General features: G+C 48.0%; 16 protein-coding genes. 10 read left to right on the forward strand and 6 right to left on the reverse strand.

The window, feature by feature from the left end; translation table 11 throughout:
• Window positions 1-57 precede the first annotated feature (57 nt).
• Both NYE37_RS02440 and NYE37_RS02445 read right to left on the reverse strand, forming a co-directional pair.
• The gene (locus NYE37_RS02440) at window positions 58-990 is read right to left on the reverse strand and encodes an L-lactate dehydrogenase (protein ID WP_340711737.1); all 933 of its coding nucleotides are present in this window, start codon (window positions 988-990) and stop codon (window positions 58-60) included.
• A gap of 29 nt (window positions 991-1,019) precedes the next feature.
• Window positions 1,020-2,648, reverse strand: a complete 1,629-nt coding sequence (locus NYE37_RS02445; protein WP_138614838.1) for a lactate permease LctP family transporter — start codon at window positions 2,646-2,648, stop codon at window positions 1,020-1,022.
• 507 nt (window positions 2,649-3,155) lie between these two features.
• Here NYE37_RS02445 and NYE37_RS02450 point away from each other — a divergent pair.
• From NYE37_RS02450 to NYE37_RS02480, 7 genes are all read left to right on the forward strand, one after another.
• On the forward strand, window positions 3,156-3,533 hold the full coding sequence (locus tag NYE37_RS02450) for a DUF488 domain-containing protein (protein ID WP_037993177.1): 378 nt from the start codon (window positions 3,156-3,158) through the stop codon (window positions 3,531-3,533).
• Window positions 3,534-3,630: 97 nt separating this feature from the next.
• The gene (locus NYE37_RS02455) at window positions 3,631-5,685 is read left to right on the forward strand and encodes a BglG family transcription antiterminator (RefSeq protein WP_037993174.1); all 2,055 of its coding nucleotides are present in this window, start codon (window positions 3,631-3,633) and stop codon (window positions 5,683-5,685) included.
• On the forward strand, window positions 5,682-5,948 hold the full coding sequence (locus NYE37_RS02460) for a PTS sugar transporter subunit IIB (protein WP_175413164.1): 267 nt from the start codon (window positions 5,682-5,684) through the stop codon (window positions 5,946-5,948). The genes NYE37_RS02455 and NYE37_RS02460 overlap by 4 nt, the downstream gene beginning before the upstream one ends.
• Before the next feature lie 28 nt (window positions 5,949-5,976).
• Window positions 5,977-7,242: a PTS ascorbate transporter subunit IIC gene (locus NYE37_RS02465; RefSeq protein WP_037993235.1), complete on the forward strand. Its 1,266-nt coding sequence runs from the start codon at window positions 5,977-5,979 to the stop codon at window positions 7,240-7,242.
• A gap of 382 nt (window positions 7,243-7,624) precedes the next feature.
• On the forward strand, window positions 7,625-7,978 hold the full coding sequence (locus NYE37_RS02470; protein ID WP_231564555.1) for an EsaB/YukD family protein: 354 nt from the start codon (window positions 7,625-7,627) through the stop codon (window positions 7,976-7,978).
• Window positions 7,979-7,999: 21 nt separating this feature from the next.
• Window positions 8,000-12,091, forward strand: coding sequence for a type VII secretion protein EssC (gene essC / locus NYE37_RS02475; RefSeq protein ID WP_340711738.1), 4,092 nt, complete (start codon window positions 8,000-8,002; stop codon window positions 12,089-12,091).
• 107 nt (window positions 12,092-12,198) lie between these two features.
• Window positions 12,199-12,468 (forward strand): WXG100 family type VII secretion target, encoded by a 270-nt coding sequence (locus tag NYE37_RS02480; protein WP_236533773.1) that lies wholly within the window; start codon window positions 12,199-12,201, stop codon window positions 12,466-12,468.
• Window positions 12,469-12,553: 85 nt separating this feature from the next.
• On the opposite strand, the gene NYE37_RS02485 is transcribed toward NYE37_RS02480, so the two are convergent.
• The 3 genes from NYE37_RS02485 to NYE37_RS02495 all read right to left on the reverse strand — a co-directional run bounded on the left by NYE37_RS02485 (window position 12,554) and on the right by NYE37_RS02495 (window position 15,731).
• Window positions 12,554-13,432, reverse strand: coding sequence for a MurR/RpiR family transcriptional regulator (locus NYE37_RS02485; RefSeq protein WP_236533772.1), 879 nt, complete (start codon window positions 13,430-13,432; stop codon window positions 12,554-12,556).
• Entirely contained in the window at window positions 13,429-14,799 is a 1,371-nt protein-coding gene (locus NYE37_RS02490) for an aspartate aminotransferase family protein (RefSeq protein ID WP_340711739.1), read from the reverse strand. Before NYE37_RS02490 ends, NYE37_RS02485 begins: the two co-directional genes overlap by 4 nt.
• Before the next feature lie 212 nt (window positions 14,800-15,011).
• Window positions 15,012-15,731, reverse strand: coding sequence for a hypothetical protein (locus tag NYE37_RS02495; RefSeq protein ID WP_049720633.1), 720 nt, complete (start codon window positions 15,729-15,731; stop codon window positions 15,012-15,014).
• 189 nt (window positions 15,732-15,920) lie between these two features.
• Between NYE37_RS02495 and NYE37_RS02500 the strand changes: the two genes are divergently transcribed.
• Window positions 15,921-16,388 (forward strand): hypothetical protein, encoded by a 468-nt coding sequence (locus NYE37_RS02500; protein ID WP_049720632.1) that lies wholly within the window; start codon window positions 15,921-15,923, stop codon window positions 16,386-16,388.
• A gap of 234 nt (window positions 16,389-16,622) precedes the next feature.
• Here the strand turns inward: NYE37_RS02500 and NYE37_RS02505 are convergent, their stop codons facing one another.
• Window positions 16,623-16,856 (reverse strand): hypothetical protein, encoded by a 234-nt coding sequence (locus NYE37_RS02505; RefSeq protein WP_049720631.1) that lies wholly within the window; start codon window positions 16,854-16,856, stop codon window positions 16,623-16,625.
• Window positions 16,857-17,012: 156 nt separating this feature from the next.
• Between NYE37_RS02505 and NYE37_RS02510 the strand changes: the two genes are divergently transcribed.
• Together NYE37_RS02510 and NYE37_RS02515 are read left to right on the forward strand one after the other, a co-directional pair.
• On the forward strand, window positions 17,013-17,753 hold the full coding sequence (locus tag NYE37_RS02510; RefSeq protein WP_049720630.1) for a thioesterase II family protein: 741 nt from the start codon (window positions 17,013-17,015) through the stop codon (window positions 17,751-17,753).
• Between the two features lie 14 nt (window positions 17,754-17,767).
• A complete protein-coding gene (locus NYE37_RS02515; protein ID WP_037993160.1) occupies window positions 17,768-18,532 on the forward strand; it encodes a 4'-phosphopantetheinyl transferase family protein in 765 nt (254 codons plus the stop codon).
• Window positions 18,533-18,577: the final 45 nt, after the last annotated feature.

The raw sequence follows: 18,577 nt of genomic DNA on the forward strand, positions 1-18,577 counted from the left end.
GTCCTTTTTTGGGGCACAGGCTTTTTCATTGGGAGGTGGTCAGGTCAAAGGTGGGAATTACTTCAAGGATTGCAGTTGCTTGGTCAGGATATCAGCGGAATGGTGTAATTTTTTTCGTTCTTCTTCCGTGAGATTAAGTTCGATAACTTCGCGAACCCCGGTGCGGTTAATGACAGCCGGGACCCCCAGACAGATGTCATTCAGACCGTATTCTCCTTTCAGGAGCGTGGAGACGGTCAGGATTGCATTTTCATCGCGAAATATGGCTTGCGTCAAACGCACCAGTCCCATGGCGATTGCATAGTAGGTGGCACCTTTCAAATCAATGATCTGGTAAGCGGCATCCCGCACTTGGGTGAACAGTTGATCCAACTGCTCTTTGTCCGGGCCTTTTCCTTCTTTCAAATAATCGGAAACCGGACGGGTGCCGATATAGGCATGGCTCCAGACCGGAAGTTCCGTATCGCCGTGTTCGCCTATGATATAAGCATGCACGTTTTGCGGGTTGATTTGGTAAGCTTCGCCGAGCAGATAGCGGAAGCGAGCCGTATCCAGAATGGTTCCCGAGCCGATGACGCGGTGAGCCGGGAAGCCGGAATACTTCATGGTGAGAAAGGACAAGATGTCAACGGGATTGGTGGCGACCAGAAACAGTCCGTCAAAACCGCTTTTCATCACTTCTGCAATGATGGTTTGAAAGATTTTCGCGTTCTTATTGACCAAGTCCAGACGGGTTTCTCCCGGCTTTTGATTGGCTCCGGCGGTTATGACGACCAAGTCTGCATCGTTACAGTCTTCATAATCTCCGGCCCGGACACAAATGCGTGATCCGAAGGGGGAAGCATGGTTTAAATCCATCGCATCCCCTTCTGCTTTTTTCTTGTTGATATCAATCAGGACCAGTTCATTGGCCAATCCTTGATTCAACACCGCAAAAGCATAGCTGGATCCGACAAATCCGGTTCCGATCAGAGCAATTTTTCTTTTCATCGTACAACACTCCCCACTTCTGTTTCAGCTTAGTGGAACAGAAAGCTCAAAAGATAGGTAAAGATACAGGTCAGCAGCAGGAAGGAAAGGCTGACTTTTAACGTCTTGCGGAACAAACCGGATTCCTGTCCCGCTTTGCCGACAGCTGCTGTGGCAATGGCCACGGATTGCGGGCTTAACAGTTTTCCGATCACCCCCCCGCTGGTATTTGCGGCGACCAACCAAGCCGGGGATGCCCCGATTTGGTGTGCGGTCACCAGTTGCAAGTTGGCAAACAGGGCATTGTTTGCGACGACCGACCCGGTCAGGAAAACGCCGAGCCACCCCAAAACGGGTGAGAAAAACGGAAAGAGTCCGCCGGTTTTGGCAAGGGTTAATCCCAAGGTGGAGGAAATGCCAGAGTAATTGGCGACATATGCAAAGGAAAGCACAAAACCTATTGTGATCACCGGTTTCCACAGTTCCGACCATGTTTCTTTGACCAGTTGAATTGTCGTTTTCAGATCCATCCGGAACAACCAAAGAGTCAAAAGGACGGAGAGGAAAATGGCGGTTCCGGTGGAAGAAACCCAATCCAGTTTTAAGATGGCATCATAAGGGGTCAATTTATCAGCAATGGGCGGAGCGATGAGAATTTTTTGATGCAACCCGGGGATTTTCAGATACGTGGTCAGAAAAGCCAGCGGTCCGCCGGGATCAAATAATTGCTTAAAGCCATGGCTGCTCCACAGTCCGATGATCCCTGTCAAGATGTAAAACGGTGACCATGCTTTGACCACTTCAAAAAGGGTGACTTGCTTCGGCGGTGCGGATGGCACGCCGTGTTGGAGTTGAAATATTTTTTTCGGTTTCCAGTATCTCGACAAGAGAACCAACGCCCCCATGCTGATGAGCGATGAAGTGATATTGGCCAGTTCCGGACCGATCCACGTCACGGTCAGATATTGTGTGAGTGTGTAGGAGCCGGCCACGGCCATCAGTGCCGGAAAGGTTTCTTTGATCCCCCGGAAGCGATCGATCATCCACACCATCAGGAACGGGACAAGGAAAGAGATGACAGGCAGTTGAATCCCGAGAATTTTGGAAAGCGTCATTTTGTCGATGCCGGACACCTGACCGGCGACAATCACCGGGATTCCGATGGCTCCATAAGCTCCGGAAGCCGCATTGGCAATCAGACAGAGAGAAGCGGCCTGCAAAGGCTTGAAACCGAGTTGCACCAACAGTGCAGCGGAAATGGCAATCGGAACCCCAAAGCCGGCGGCCCCTTCCAAAAAAGCGTTGAATGAAAAACCGATTAACAACAGTTGCAGACGCTGGTCTTGGGAAATGGCGATGATACTGGACCGGATGACATCGAATTGTCCGGTCTTGACCGTGATTTTATACAGCAAGACGGCTGTGATGACGATCCAGGCAATCGGCCACAACCCGTATGCAAAGCCAAAAACGGCCGCACCGGCAGCCATCGGGACAGGCATGTGATAGAAAAGGATTGCAATCGCCAAAGCAATCAAGGTGGTATATATAGCCGCGATGTGGCCTTTTAAGCGTAAGATTGTGAGGGATATCACAAAGAAGGCGATGGGAACGGCGGCAATCAGCGCCGACAGCCAAGAGCTTTCCAATGGATAATAAGTTTGGGTCCACAGATTCATGGGGAACACCTCGTTCCGGTCAAAGTGGCCTGGTTTTCCATACGCTAATGAATGGTTTCCAAAGAAAATCAATTTTATTCCAACGGCCTGCTGGTGACTGTTTCATGGGATGATGGATCCATCACCTACAGTATACTTCCGAAAGATGGGAAAAGAAATGGACATAATGTGAAATATTTCACATTAAGGGTGCTTTTTTTTCTTATCACTATAAAAAAACTAATATTTACAACGTTTATGACATGTTTAAACCAAGAGTTATTTGTGAATATATGAACATAAACTGTTTTATCCAAAGAAGTCAGAAGGGAAACCAAAAACGGCAACAACACGGAAATCGTCGGGGATTCCCAAATGTTTGCGGATATAATTTTCTCTTTTTTCGATCCCGCTTCGTTCTCGGAAGGATAAACACCACCCCGTCCTGTTTCAAATTGAAGGACATTTGTGCCGGAATTGGTTTTTTGACAGATTGGTATAATAATTTGAAAACAGGAGGATGCGGAAATGGTTTATCAATTGAAATTGAAACGGATCTATGAACCACCTGTCCGCGAAGATGGGAAACGGATTTTGGTTGATCGCTTGTGGCCACGCGGAGTCAAAAAAGAGCAAACCCGTTTGGATGAATGGATGAAAGAGGTTGCGCCGAGTCCGGAGTTGCGCCGTTGGTTTGGCCACCGGCCGGATCGTTTTGAGAAGTTTCGCGTGCTTTACCGGAAGGAATTGGCCACTGATCCCGGATGCAGACAATGGGTCGACCGGATTTGCCGGTATTTGCAAGAGGATCATGTCACCCTCCTTTATGCAGCCAAAGATCCAATTCACAACCATGCCGCGGTTCTGCGGGAATGGGTGAAAAATCAATGCTTGGATAATCCATAACCCAAATTTGTACAAAGGGGTTGGACAAAAATTGGGATGAAAACGTTTTCTATCTCCTGCGTTTTTTCCTTATACTGAAGAAAGAAAGGGATGATCCATGCAACTTGATGAACGCTGTATTCGATTGCTTCATGAAATTGCATCCCGCCCGGGCAGTTCATGGAAACAATTGCAGGAAAGGCTGGGGCTGTCCCGACGCCAGATCACCTATGATTTGGAGAAGATTAATTCCTGGTTGAAAGAAGAAAATCTCCCGGCGATTCGATATGTCCGGCAGCATGGATTTGTCATCCCTTCTTCATTGGAGGAATACTTGCAAAGATGGGATGCCGTCGAACAAAAAAATTATGTTTGGACCGGCACTGAACGAGTGAATATGCTCTTGCTTTCGCTTTTGATTGCAAGAGAACCGTGGTCGCTCGTCCATGTCACCAGTTTATTGGACGTAAGCCGGAACACGGCACTGGCCGATCTGAAAGAAGCGAGGAAAAAGGCTCGCAAAGCCGGAGTGAATTTGATCTATTCGCGGGCTGACGGGTACCGCTTTGCCGGCCCGGAGTGGAAGCAAAGGAACTTGTTAAGGTGGCTAGTGATCGAGTGCATTCGCTGGGATAACGGTGAAATGCTTTTAAACACCGTGTTGGATCAAGGCACGGGAATTTCCGCTGACCAAGTGTTGCATCAGTTGGAAGAGACCGAAAAACGGCTGGATATCCGTTATATGGATGAACATTTGAATCAGCTGAAATATTTGTTGATGTTTTTAATCCGGAGAATCGAAGAGGGGAACCGGGTCCGATGGCCGGAAAAGTGGGATGAAATTACGCGTACAAAAGCATTTGCGGCGGCCGGAAACCTGCTGAAAAGGCTGCTTCGTTTCCCGCTTTCCGATCCGGTTTTCAGTCGCGAACAAGCTTATATCGCCTTGCTTTTGCTGACGGGAAACATTTTTTCTCAGGCGGATCAGCCGATGCACGAATTGGCGGAAAAGATGATCGGGCGTTTTGAGCAAATCGGATGCCTTTATTTTTCGGAAAAGGAACAATTGGCTTCGATGATCGCCATGCATCTGGATCCGGCTTATTACCGGATTAAATACGGGCTGACACTGCCCAATCCTTTGAAGAACATCATTTTAGAGGAGCATGAAGCCCTCCATTTCCTGGTGAAAAAGTGTGCAGTTCCGTTTGAAGAAAAAGTAGGGAAACCCATTCCGGAAGACGAATTGGCTTATCTTACCATGCATTTTGGGGGATGGCTCCGACGACAAGGATTGGAATTGACCAACCGACCGAAAGCGGTGGTGGTTTGCCCCAACGGAATTGCCATTTCCAATTTGCTGACCCACGGGCTCAGGGATTTGTTTCCGGATATCCTGTTTTTGGATGCGGTAACGGTGAGGGAGTTCTTTTCCAAACGTTATCCGTGTGACTTGGTTTTTTCCACGGTGTTTTTGCGGACGCAAGCAAAATTATTTTTGATTCCTCCGATTTTGACCCAAGAAGAAAAAGTGCGTTTAAGAAGTGAAGTTTCCAGGGAAATTTACGGTTTTTCCACGAATGAGGAGCATATCTTGAACATCATTGAGCAGTACGCGGACATTCATGACCGGGCTGGTCTGTCCAAAGCGTTGGCTTCGCTGTTCGCGCAAAACCATTTCGCTCCTTCATCAATAAAGGAGAGTCAGAAACCGATGTTGAACGAATTAATCACCGAACAGACGATTCAACTGGCCAAGAAGGCTGATTCATGGGAAGACGCCATCCGGCTGGCTGCAAAGCCGCTGGTCCAAAAAGGATGTGTCAAAGAACAATATGTCCAAGCCATGATTGATTCGATCCATGAATTGGGACCCTATGTCGTGTTGGCACCGAAAGTGGCCATTCCTCATGCACGGCCGGATGACGGAGTTCATCAACTGTCGATGAGTTTTTTGCGATTGGAAGAAGGGGTGCTTTTTCCGCAACAGAAAAAGGTCCATTTACTCTTTGTGCTGGCGGCGGTGGACAGTGAATCCCATTTGCTGGCGCTTGCACAATTGTCGGAAATGTTATCCGATGAAGCGGAGATCGAGAAGCTCATCCAAGCACAAACCCCGGAAGAAGTTTTGCAGATGATTCACCAATATTCGAAAGGAGATGGCGTATCATGAAAATCTTGGTGGTATGCGGAAATGGACTGGGCAGCAGTTTTATCATGGAGCTGAACGTGAAAAAAGCATTGAATGAATTGGGCAAAGAAGCGGAAGTGGGGCATACCGATTTGGCGTCAGCCCGTTCGGAAGAGGCGGATCTTTATATCGGAGCGCAAGATATTATTTCACAACTTGATGATGGAACCCGCAACATTGTCGCACTGGAAAATGTAATGAATCTTGAGGAAATCAAAACCAAAATCGCTCCTTATCTCGATTGACATAATGGACAGGAAGTTGGCGATGAAAATGGAACTTTTAAATGTTTTTCTCGATATTTTGGCAACGCCTGCGATCCTTGTGGGTGTTTTTGCCTTGATCGGTTTGCTGTTGCAGAAAAAAGAGGTTTCGCAAGTCATTTCGGGAACGTTGAAAACGGTACTCGGTTTTATTTTGATTACTGCCGGTGGCAATGTCATCATCAGTTCGCTGGATGTGTTCGGGCAAATGTTCAACCGTGCCTTTTCCATTTCGGGGGTCATTCCGAACAATGAAGCCATTGTGGCTGTGGCTCAAAGCACATTTGGGACGCAAACGGCTTTGATCATGGTTTTCGGAATGGTCGTGAACCTGATTTTGGCCCGGTTTACCCCGCTCAAATTTGTCTTTCTCACCGGACACCATACCTTGTTTATGGCTTGCCTGATTGCGGTGATCTTGTCCACCGCCGGATTGAATGGGGCCCTGTTGGTGATTGTCGGTTCTGTGATTCTGGGGATTTTGATGGTGGTTTCCCCGGCGATTTTGTTCCCGTATGTCCGTAAAATCACGGGGTCTGACGATTTTGCCGTGGGTCACTTTGGTTCCGTGGGCTATTTGGTGGCAGGCGCCGTTGGAAAATGGACCGGGGATAAGTCAAAATCGACCGAATCGATCAAAGTGCCGAAGCAGCTGGGATTTTTAAGGGATACGTCGGTTGCCGTTTCTCTGACGATGGCGATCCTGTTTATAGTGGTGGCGCTTTTTACCGGATCGGGGTATATTGAGTCGCAGCTTTCCGACGGACAAAACTATCTGGTGTATTCCCTGATTCAGGCCATTACCTTTGCAGCCGGTGTGTATGTGGTGTTGGCCGGGGTGCGGATGTTGATCGGCGAAATTGTCCCCGCTTTTAAAGGATTCGCGGAAAAACTGGTGCCGGATGCCAAGCCGGCGTTGGACTGTCCGACGGTGTTCCCGTTTGCTCCCAATGCCGTGATTATCGGCTTTTTATCCAGCTTTGTTGCGGGATTGGTCAGCATGTTTGTGTTGCCGCTATTCGGCCTGCGGGTGATTGTTCCGGGACTTGTCCCCCATTTCTTTACCGGGGCGACCGCAGGGGTGTTTGGCAATGCGACCGGCGGGCGCCGCGGGGCGATCTTGGGCGCGTTTGCCAACGGACTCATCATCAGCTTTTTGCCGGCTCTGTTGTTGCCGGCGTTGGGGGATTTGGGATTCCGGGAAACGACCTTTGGGGATGCCGACTTTGGCGTTGTCGGACTCATTTTGAGTTTCCTGGCAGATTTCTTTTCATAAAGGAAATATTTTAAAGGGATGCGGGCCGTTTTGGATCCGCATCCCTTTATTGTGCAAAAAAGAAGCAACGTGGGGAAAATTGCTTATTCACAAAATATACACGAGTTTTCCGTATTGATTATTATACATTTAATGATTAAAATTTATATTAATGGAATCCGGAGATTTTTCCTTTAAAAAATAAAAATTGTCATAGCAGGATGTTCATTCCTTGTGATTGGATGAAGGAAAGTATACATAATTTCATGATGGAGTCAAAAAGTGTGAAGTATTTGAAAATGTGGAAATTGATGCAAAAATGAGTCGATCGGTTTTTGAGGGGGAATCATTTCATTCCCCCCTTTCGGTTTCTTAAAAAGAAAGGAGGGAGCGGCGGTTGAGTGTGATTGTCACCGTGATTTACGGTTCCGACGAAAAAAAAGACTGGGTGGATTTGGAACTTCCCACCGATGTTCAAGTCGGAGAGTTGATTCCGATCATGGTTGAAACGCTTGAAGAACATCTGCAAAACATACAGGACCGGTTTGTCTTGGAGATCAAAAACAAAAACAGCAATTGGGAAAAAATGAATGAAAAAAAGACGCTTCAAAACTATGGAGTCATGGACGGGTTTTATCTCCGGATTCAAAGAAAGCCGTTGGAAGAAGAAAAACATGACGATCTGGCCGAACAGCTGGGCTTGATTGAAAAAGAAGAGATCAAGGGGATTCTTGAAACTTGGAAGACCGATGGTTAAACCGGTAAAGGAGAGAAAGTGATGAGCATTATTTTTCAGAGATCACCGAGGATCAAGGAAGAGATGCCCCGGGAAGTCATTGAGATCAGCGAACCGCCTCAAAAGCCGACGGCGCCGACTTTTTCTTACGTGCAATTGATCTTCCCCATTCTCATGACCTGTACCACCATCGGGTTGTATATTTACATGATTAAATCGGGGAAATTGGGGAATTCCAGTTGGTATATGTTTTCGATCATCTCTTCCGTTATGATGGCTTTTTCGTACATCCTTCCGTTTTTCACTTACTTATCAAACAAGAAGAAATATAAACAAGACTTGGTCGAACGGGAGAGGAAATACCGGAATCTCCTGAAAAAATACCAAGAAGATCTGGAACAAAAGGAAAACCGGCAAGCGGAACTGCTCCGGAAATGGAATCCCTCGCCGCATGAATGCCTGAGAAGAATGCAGCGGAGAGACAGTTCCTTGTGGGAACGTTCGCCGCATGACAGCGATTTTTTGTCCTTGCGGTTGGGAAATGGCGATGTGCCTTCAACGCTGACGATCGTGGCGCCGAAACAGGATGAATATGAGCGGGAACCGCTCATTGATGAGGCCAAAGAACTGGAGAAAGAATACGGCCTCTTGGAGGACGTCCCGGTGTTGCTCCCGTTGAACAAACGGCAAGTGGTGGGGGTTGTCGGAGACCGGGATTCGATTTTAAGCACCTTCCGCAATCTGATCATTCAAATCGTGACGCACCATTCGCCGGATGAAGTGAAAATCGTTTCTTTTTATCACGAGGAAGAAGCCGATCGCTGGGATTGGATCCGGTGGTTCCCCCATGTTTGGGATGATCAGCGCCAAGTGCGGTACTTGGCATCCAATTATGAAGAAGCGCGGGAATTGGTCGATCACTTGTATGAAGTTTTGCGCCGCCGGAAACGGAACAAAAACCGGGAAATGATGGGGATGGAACTCCCTTATTATGTTTTTCTCATTTCCGACCCCGGTTTGTTGGAAGATGAAGCGATCCTGCCTTTGATTTTGAAAGAGCCGGATTTAGTCGGTGCGCGTACCTTGTTGCTTGCCGACTCCAAAGAAGTTTTGCCCATGCAATGTCAGGCGGTGCTTGAAGTGCATGAGGGAGGCGGCATCCTGAAAGAGACGAACTATACCAAGGTCGAAAAAGAAGAAGACAAGTGGGAATACAAGTTTTATCCGGACCATGTTTCGCTGGAAATTGCGGATTTGTCCGCACGGGCATTGGCTCCGGTCCGTTTGAAAGCCAACCGTTCCAATCAAATCCCGCAATTGCTGACTTTGTTCGACTTGTTGGAAGTTGAGAAGATGGAGGAAATGGATGTCAAGCGCCTCTGGGAGCGGAACCGTTTCCCCAACACGTTGCCGGTTGCGGTGGGAATGAGCGCCGGCGGGAAGAAAGTCCGCTTGAATATTCACGATAAAATCGAGCGGCAAGGACACGGTCCGCACGGGCTGATCGCCGGTACGACCGGTTCGGGGAAAAGTGAAGTGATTCAAGCCTTGATCGTGGCACAAGCGCTGAAATATCATCCGCATGATATCGCTTATTTGTTGATTGACTATAAAGGGGGCGGGATGTCCAATATTTTTGAAAACCTCCCGCATTTGGCCGGCGTGATTACCAACTTGGACGGAAATCTTATTGAAAGGGCCAAGATTTCGTTAAAAGCGGAATTGATGAGGCGTGAACGGATTTTTAAAGAGGCAGGAAACATTCAGCATATTGATGAATATTTCAGGTCGGACCATGCCGAAGAAAATCCGCTTCCGCATTTGGTGATTATTATCGACGAATTTGCGGAGTTGAAAAAAGAGCAACCCGAATTTATGAATGAATTGATCTCGATTGCGGCCAAAGGAAGAACCTTGGGGGTTCACTTGATTTTGGCCACGCAAAAACCGGCAGGGGTTGTGGATGACAAGATTTGGAGTAACGCCCGTTTCCGAGTCTGCTTGCGCGTACAAGATGAAGCAGACAGCCGTGAAATGTTGAAAATCCCGGATGCTGCATGGATCACCAACCCGGGACGCGGTTATTTCCAAGTGGGTAGCAATGAACTGTTGGAGTTGGTTCAATTTGCATGGAGCGGGGCTCCTTACCGCCCGGATTCTTCGCAAAATCAAGAAGCATCCATCAAGGAAGTGCTCTTGACGGGAAGAAGAGTGGACCGGACGAAACGAACATCGTCCGTGAAGAAGAAAAAAGAAGGAAGAACCCAAAAACAATTGGATGTGCTGGTGGATTATTTGGCCGAACAAGCCAGAGAAATGGGGATCAAACCGGTTGGCGGCCCATGGCTCCCGCCTTTGCCCAAACAGCTCTTTTTGGAAGAGTTGCGTGGGGAAAACGCGCCCGGTTGGGACGGGGAAACCTGGCAGCCGACAGAAAACTGGCTGGAACCGGCAGTCGGTTTGTTTGACGACCCGGAAAACCAAAATCAGGATACGTTGCGCATTCCGTTGAACGAAGGCCATTTGCCGGTATACGGAATGCCGGGAACCGGTAAAACCACGTTTGTACAAAATCTGCTGATGTCACTGGCTCTGGAACATTCGCCGGATGATGTGCATATGTATGTCCTGGACTTTGGGCGCATGTTCCGTGATTTGGCAAATCTCCCGCATATGGGAGCAATTATTCAGGATGACGAGCCGGACCGGGTGAAACGCTTGTTCCGTTACCTGACGCAGGAAATGGAACGCAGGCGGGATAAAATCGTTGAGTCCGGAGCAAAAACCTTCCAGGCTTACCGCAAGTCGGCATCGGAAAAAATTCCGGCCATCATTGTGGTGCTGGATGGGTATGTCAGCTTCAAGTCGACGTATGAGGAAGAACATCATCAATTGGAGAAATTGCTCCGTACCGGCGTGGGCTTCGGGATCCACTTCATTGTCACCATGAACCAATTGACCGACATGTTTGACCGGGTGAGAAACAACTTTTCCTTGGGGGTTTCCTTTGAGCTGGCAGATCCGAGCGATTATTATTACGCAGTGGGCCGTTTAAGGACACCGCCGGTAAGTTTGCCGGAAGGGCGCGGATTCGTCAAAGGACAGGTGCCCCCGTTGGAATTCCAGAGCGCACTTCCGTCCGAAGGTGCGGATGAAATCGAGCGGTCCCGGACATTGCGGGAGAAAGCGCAGCTTCTCGCGGATGCTTGGACCGGAAAACGCCCGAAAGAAATCGGTTCTCTGCCGGAAGTGGTGGAATTGCAAGAGCTGATTGTCAAACATGAAGAAAACCAGACTTCCTTGAATCATTTGGAAGCACCGGTCGCCATCTCCATGGATGATTTAACCCCGTTTTATGTCAGTTTGAAGGACGGTCCTTACTTTGTGGTCGGAAGTCCGGTGGAAGGTGGCAAAACGTCTTTCTTGCAAACATGGATGTTGTCCCTTTCCTATTTTTATTCACCGGATGAAATCGAATTTTATTTAGTGGACTTCCGCCTTGGGGATCAAGGGTTGGCCATGGTGACAGGACTTCCGCATGTGAAGGGATATGCCACCGACGAAGAAGAACTGAAGGAAGTTTTAAAGCAGATTGATGAGAAATTGAGCAAGCGCGTGAAACCGAAAGGGTTTGAAGCCGTTTTGGCTGCCGCCAATGAAAAGAAAGAGGAAGGCCCGGCGATTGTGCTGGTGATCGACGATGCCGATTACTTCAGCAAACGGATGAATAACTTTGATCTTCAAAATCAGCTGAACCAAATTGCAACGCAGGGGCGGAGCAAAAACTTCTACATGATCATCTCCGGAACCCCTTCGAACTTCCCGTACAGCAGTGATAACTGGCTGGCGGAAGTAAAAGCCATGGAAACCGGATTTTTGTTTGCAAGTCTGGAACCGAACGATTTGTCGTTCTTCAAGATTCCAACATCGGAGTCGAGGGCTTATTCCATGGGGCCGGTTCAACAAAGTTTGCGGGCTGGTGAAGGGTATTTCGCAAAACGGCGTTACACCAAAGTGAAAGGAGCACTTCCTTATTCAGGGGATTGGACGCCAGTTACCTGGACGGAACGGATAAGACAGCGTTGGCCGTCCGTTGAAAACAGCCCGTCCGAAAGCGTTGATGAGCATAATTAACTATTTTTCATATAAAAAACAAAAGGAAGAATATTGCTATAACAATAATTTTTGTATATAATTTCAATGTATATATTTTGGTTTTTTATGAAAGGAGTTTTAACGGAATGGCTCAAATTCAAATTGATCCGGATCACGTGGAACAAGTTGCAAAACAATTCCAAGCAAAACGCCAAGAAAGTGAGCAAATCATCCAACACTTGAAAGGCCAAATCACCGGACTTGAAGGTCAATGGAAAGGTATGACCAAAGAACGTTTCTTCTCCGATTTCCAAGAAGCAGAACAAAATATGAAAAACTTTACCTTGCTTTTGGAAAACATTTCAACCGCATTGACCCAAATTGCCACCAAATTCCGTCAAACCGACCAAGCTTAATGGGATTTGGGACAAGCAGATCCGCCTGACGTCGGATCTGCTTTTTTTATGCAATTAAAAAAACCTCCTGATTTCCAGGAGGTTTTTATTCTTTCTTGGGAGAATCCGGCTGGTGATAGATGCCTTCCATCTCCCATAAGGATTCCATGTTTTTCAGGTGTCGGGTGATTTCGTTTTTGTTCATCCGTGCGACTGCCGTCAAAAGCGCGTTGATCAAGCTTAGCGGGGCAACAAATGAGTCCAAAAACGACGGCAGGTTACTCGCGGCCACCAGGCACAAATCCGAGACGCCGGCCAATGGGGAGCTGTGTGCGTCCGTAATGGCCAAGACCGGCACGTTTCTTTTTCTGACGAATTGCATGGCTTGGATCGTCCGCGAGGTGTAACGGGGAAAACTGATGCCAATCACCAGGTCTTTTTCCGTCAGGGTGGATAATTTCTCAAACATGGTGTCCGATTCGGTAATCAACTCTGCATGCTTTTTTAACAATTGCAAGTAGAAGGTGAGAAAAAAGCCCAACGAGTGGGAACTGCGAAGAGCGACCACCGTGATGGTATCGGCATGATGAATTTGTTTGGCCGCCTCGCTGAAGTCTTTGGCATCCAGCATTTGAATCGTTTGGTTGAGATTGGCGATGTCGTCGTTCAGAATTTCGTAGGCAATCCGCTGTTCTTCCGGGTAAATGTCACCGGCCAGATCCAATCTCTCCACCGTGGTGATCCGTTTTCGCAGTTGTTCCTGTAAACTGTGCTGCATGTCGGTGAATCCGGAATAGCCGAGGAAAGTGGAAAAACGGATAATCGTGGCTTCCCCCACTCCCGCCCGTTCTGCCAACTTGGCCGTGGTCAGAAATGCAGCGGTATCCGGATTGTTTTCGATATAGCGGGCGATTTGGCGCTGGGCTTTGCTCATCTGACTGCTCTTCTGGCGAATTCTTTGAAAAATGTCCGGTTGTTTTGTCAAACCATCATCTCCTGTTTAATCAGTTTCAAAACCCCCTTTTCAAATTGTTCCAGGGTTTCATCAATGATTTCCGGAGTGTGTGCCACTGAGGTGGAAAAGCGGTTCAGCGGTTTTATATAAATCCCCTGTTCCAATAATAAAAAATCCAATTTTTTGCGTAAGTCACGATTGGAGTTCAATACATCGTAAACCTGTCGGACGGGGCGATTCGTAAACACCAGATTAAAGATGCTGCCCACTCCCACTGTTTTGCCGTCGAGACCGTGGCGGTTCAAGATTTCCTCGATTCCGTTCCGCAAGCGCATAGTATTCTTTTCCAAAGATGAATAAACATCCTTCTTTTCCAAGAGTTGCAGCGTGGCCCATCCTGCTGCAAGGGCTAAGGGATGACCATTGTGCGTCCCGCTGTGAAACAAAGGTTTTTCGCCGGCATTGCCCGATTCCATGGATAAGATGTCCGTTCCGCGGGTGGGGGAGCATAAATCCAGGATGTCTTTTCGTCCTCCGACCACACCGACCGGAAAACCGCCGCCCAACACTTTGCCCAGTGTGGTCAGATCGGGGGAGACCCCGTAATAGCCTTGCGCTCCCGCCAAGCTGATGCGGAAACCGGTTTTGATCTCATCAAAGATGAGTACCATGTTCCGCTCCCGGGTCACTTCCCGGAGTCCTTTTAAAAATTCCGGGTCCGGCGGGATGTACCCGGCTTGAACCGGTTCCAGGATCACGGCACCGATCTCCGCGTGATGCCTCCGGAGAAATTCGGCGGTTCGGTCCAAATCATTAAAAGGGAGAACCAGCGTGTTTGCCACGATGTCTTCAGACAATCCATAAGAATCGGAGGTGGCGACGGGCATGGCCCCGGAAACCGGGGGTGAGGGATTGACATTGATCAAAACCTGGTCGAAACTGCCATGATAATGCCCGTCAAACTTGACGATTTTCTTTTTTCCGGTCCAGGCGGTTGCCAGCCGAATGGCCAAGAGGGTCGCTTCCATCCCGGAATGGGTATAGCGGACTTTCTCGATTCCGGGATACAGGCCTGCCAGGCGTTCGGCCATTTGTTGCTCCAAAGCGTGAGGTGTTCCAAACGAAGTGGTTCCCCATTCGTTCAACACCGTTTGGATCGCACGGTTGACAGCCAGATGGCCGTGTCCCAAGACAAGGGCTCCGTAACATAAGTTGTAGTCAATATAACGGTTTTTGTCTATATCCCATAAATAGGCCCCGTCAGCTTTTTCCATCATGATCGGATAAGGTGAAAAATATTTGATATTGGCGGTCACACCCCCGGGTAACCATTGGCAAGCCTCTTGGTAAGCTTGGGCGGAACCGGAAGTTTGTTTTGCAAAGGAAGAAGTGAACATCACGGGCACCTCGCTCAGAAATATTTACTCCATATAAATAAATAAACAGAGTATATACTCCATTTTTCACACAATGGAGCACTTGTAAAACCGGAAGAAGAACGAAAAGAAGCGGGAAATCCTGTGAAAACGGCGTTTTGATCCGGAAAACTCCGGCTCCCTTTGGATTCTGCACAAAAAAACATGTCTTTCCGACATGTGGAGTGATCACATTATTCAATTTGTCGGTTTAAATATTTCTGCAGAATGGCTTCCAGTTGTCTTCCGGCCGGCATCCGCCAGTCTCTTTGCATCCGGGCGGCGGTTTCCAATACGTTGGTCAGCAAAACTCCCGCAGATTGCAATTGCTGGCTGACCATCCATATTCCGCCGGCGGTGTGAGAGCAGGAAACGTCCATCAGGGCGTAAGAGGTGTAACCGTGTTGGACGGCAGTGGAGGCCGGCAGGGTTAAACTGATCTCTGCAATGGCTCCGGCCCAGAAAAGGTTTCTTCTTCCGGCTTGCCGGATGGTGCCGGAAAAGCAGGAGTCGTCCCAGGGGTTGACGGTGGTGCGGGAAATGATGACGGGTTTGGAATGCAGTTTTCTCCATTCGGGGATGAGGGAGGCATCCGATAACCCCAAGCTGCCATAGGTCATGATGACGGGCAGATGGAAAAGGTTGATCACTTGGATCAAGGTTTTCAGATTGTCCCGGGTTTGCGTGTTTTCCGGAACCAAAGGTTCAAGATAGTCGTTTAAGATCACCAGACTGTTTTCCGGATCCGGCATTTCGGTTTGCCGGTTGTAACCGTTCCTGCTCACCGGCTGAGGCCTGCCCGTCCTGAAAAACGGCTGATTCTCATAGTGTACTTCATGATGAACTTCATGATGGACTTCGGTAAACCGGTTTCCTTCATGGGTGGAGGAAGTGGTTGAATGCTTCGGATACATAGAGATCCCCTTTGCCTTAGGATGTTAATTTATACGTATGCAACAGCCTGCAAAAAAGCGACGCATCGGATGGCCCCCGGCGCAATCACCCGGATAAAAAAATCATTTTTTTCATGTATTTTGACAAAAATGAAACATTTTTTCGGTATATTATATATTGTCCTATTGATACGAAAAGGAGGAATGATCATGAAACGTTATTGGTCTGTTGTGATGGCTTTTGTCTTCATTTTCTCCATTTCTTTGTCCCAACCGGTTTTTTCCGCGCCGGATTTGGCGGTCCATCCTTCCGCAACGTATGAAGCTGAAGCGGCGGACACCGTTGTTACGGTATCTGCAAAGATTGCGGAGATCCGCGGATATGATTCGGACTATGAACATCAACACATCCTGGTGAATAATATCAATGTGTTGGATATTGAAAATGGAAATGCCAGTGACATTCCCAGCCGGGCGTTTGTCGCGATTCGCATTGATAAATCGGGAATCGGCGGTGAAATCCCCAATCTTCGCGTCGGTGCTTCGATTGTGATCAAAGGGGAATTCATTCCGGAGGACGAAGCGTATAAAACGCCGCATAACTGCTGTGATGCCGTTATTCATTTCACCCATGACCCGGTCGGATATGTTCAATATGACGGGGTGACTTATCGCTAAACCTGAAAGAAGTTGCATATTCAAATAAACAAATCCAATTTCCGGGAGGATGGTATGTCCCGTTTCAGGGAATATTGTCCTCTCGTTTTTTACATACACGATACTCTGTATGATAAATATTTGAATTATGAACGGACAAAGGCCTTCCCGAAACAAAAAAGGACATAACACAGGTGTTGCATGCAATCTGTTATGTCCTTGCATTTGATTTTTTTGGCTGAGGGTGGTTTCTTTTTAAAAAATAAGGAGTTTAATAAACAAAATCGCGGCAAACGGAATAAAAAAGGGGAAGAAAAAAGAAGCTTTCAGTTGTGAATCTTTGTTTTTTCTGAGTGGTTTGAAGTGGATGCCGCCCTTGCTTACCCCTGTGATCACGCCGGTGATGGTGTGTCCGCTGATCAGTTTGATCCGCACGACTTTCCCCTTGTACAAACGGCTTTTCTTTAACCAATGTTTTTTGGCAGGCATGAAATCTCTCCTTTCTTTTCTTTATCATCATATGGAAAAAAGGAGAGACAGACAGGGCGTGTACCTTTGTGCAGGAAGAAAAAGGGATGCATCATTTTAACGAAGAATATCTTTTTTTAGAAACACAGCAGGATTTTTCGGGAAAGGATGACACACGTGCAAAATCCATATCAACTGAAACAGCTCCGGCTTTTTGCTTTTCCTTATGCAGGAGGTTCGTCGAATATTTATCACGACTTGAAATCATATTTGCCGGCGGAAGTCGACTTTTGTCCGGTGGAATTGCCGGGCCGCGGACGCCGGTTGACCGAACCGCTTTGTGAGAATATGGCTTGCTTGGTGGAAGATGTCAGTCAACAAATCAAGGGACAACTCGATCTCCCTTTTGCATTTTTTGGATATAGCATGGGTTCGTTGCTCGCTTATGAGTTGGCCGTCCGGTTTCAGAAAGAGGGGGAAACTCCGGTTGCGCTTTATGTTGCGGCCAGCCGCGCGCCGCATTTACCGCGCCGGGATCTGGACATCGGCGATTTGTCTGATGACGAAGCATTGATCACCAAACTTCGCCAATTAAACGGGACACCGGAAGAAGTCTGGCAAAATCCGGAGTTATTGGAGATTGTGCTTCCGATTTTGCGCGCTGATTTTTCGGTGGTCAGCCGCTATACTTATGAACCGGCAGCCCCGCTTTCATGTCCGGTCATTGCTTTTGGAGGCGAGCGGGACCTGGATGTTTCCGAAGAAGCGCTGCTTGAGTGGGAGCGTCATTCGAACGGTTCATTCCGCCATTACATCTACCCGGGAGACCATTTTTTTATCCATGGAAACAAAGATGACTTTTTCAAGACGTTGAGCCGGGAACTGAATCGTGTCATCAAAGAGAAAGTAAACGGATAAAGGAGCGGTTGTCGTTGCAAACGAAGGATTCATTAATCCCCGGCAGGGTCTGGATTTATCAAACGCCTCTATCAGCGGCGGTCCCGGAACTCGCCGCTCTGTTAAACCATACGGAATTAAAAAGATTTCGTTCATACCAAAAGGAAGAAGATCAAAAACGGTCGCTTTTGTCTTTTGCTTTGCTGCGTTTGTTGCTGTCCCAGTTTACTGGGAAAGATCCCCGAAAGATAAAAATTTCCCGAAATTGCCCTGCTTGCGGAAAGCCGCACGGCAAGCCGCGGGTGATGGATGAAGGACCCATCGAAGTGAACATTTCCCATTCAGGAAAATGGGTGCTGACCGCCATTGCCTGTCACACTCCGGTCGGCATTGACATTGAACAAATCAATCCTGATCTGGTTGAAGATGAAATGGTGAAAAGGGTGCTTTCCGCGGTGGAAATGAAAGAATGGGAGAAATTGCCCCCGGGGGAAAGAAAAGAGGCCTTTTACCGGTACTGGACATGGAAAGAAGCAATCTTGAAAGCGACCGGAGAAGGGTTGGCGGTTTCAATGCCCCGCTTGACGGTGACAAACCGGGATGGTTCTCCGCGATTGACCCGGTGGGAAGGCCGTGAAGACCGGGTCGGGCAAATCGGTTGTCACCCGCTGCAGGTGGATCCGCAATATGCTGCTTGTTTGGCCGTGATCGGACGGGCTGAAGAAATCCTCCTCAGGCAAGGGGAAGAAATTATACAAGCATGGACGAAAAATCAAAACATATGGAGGAGTGCCCGTTGATTTTTGCGGGCTTTTTTATCATGAAGAGAATTTCCCGGACACGGA

The sequence above is a fragment of the Thermoactinomyces sp. FSL K6-2592 genome (genome assembly GCF_038006465.1).
In the GTDB taxonomy this organism is placed as follows: Bacteria; Bacillota; Bacilli; order Thermoactinomycetales; family Thermoactinomycetaceae; genus Thermoactinomyces; species Thermoactinomyces vulgaris.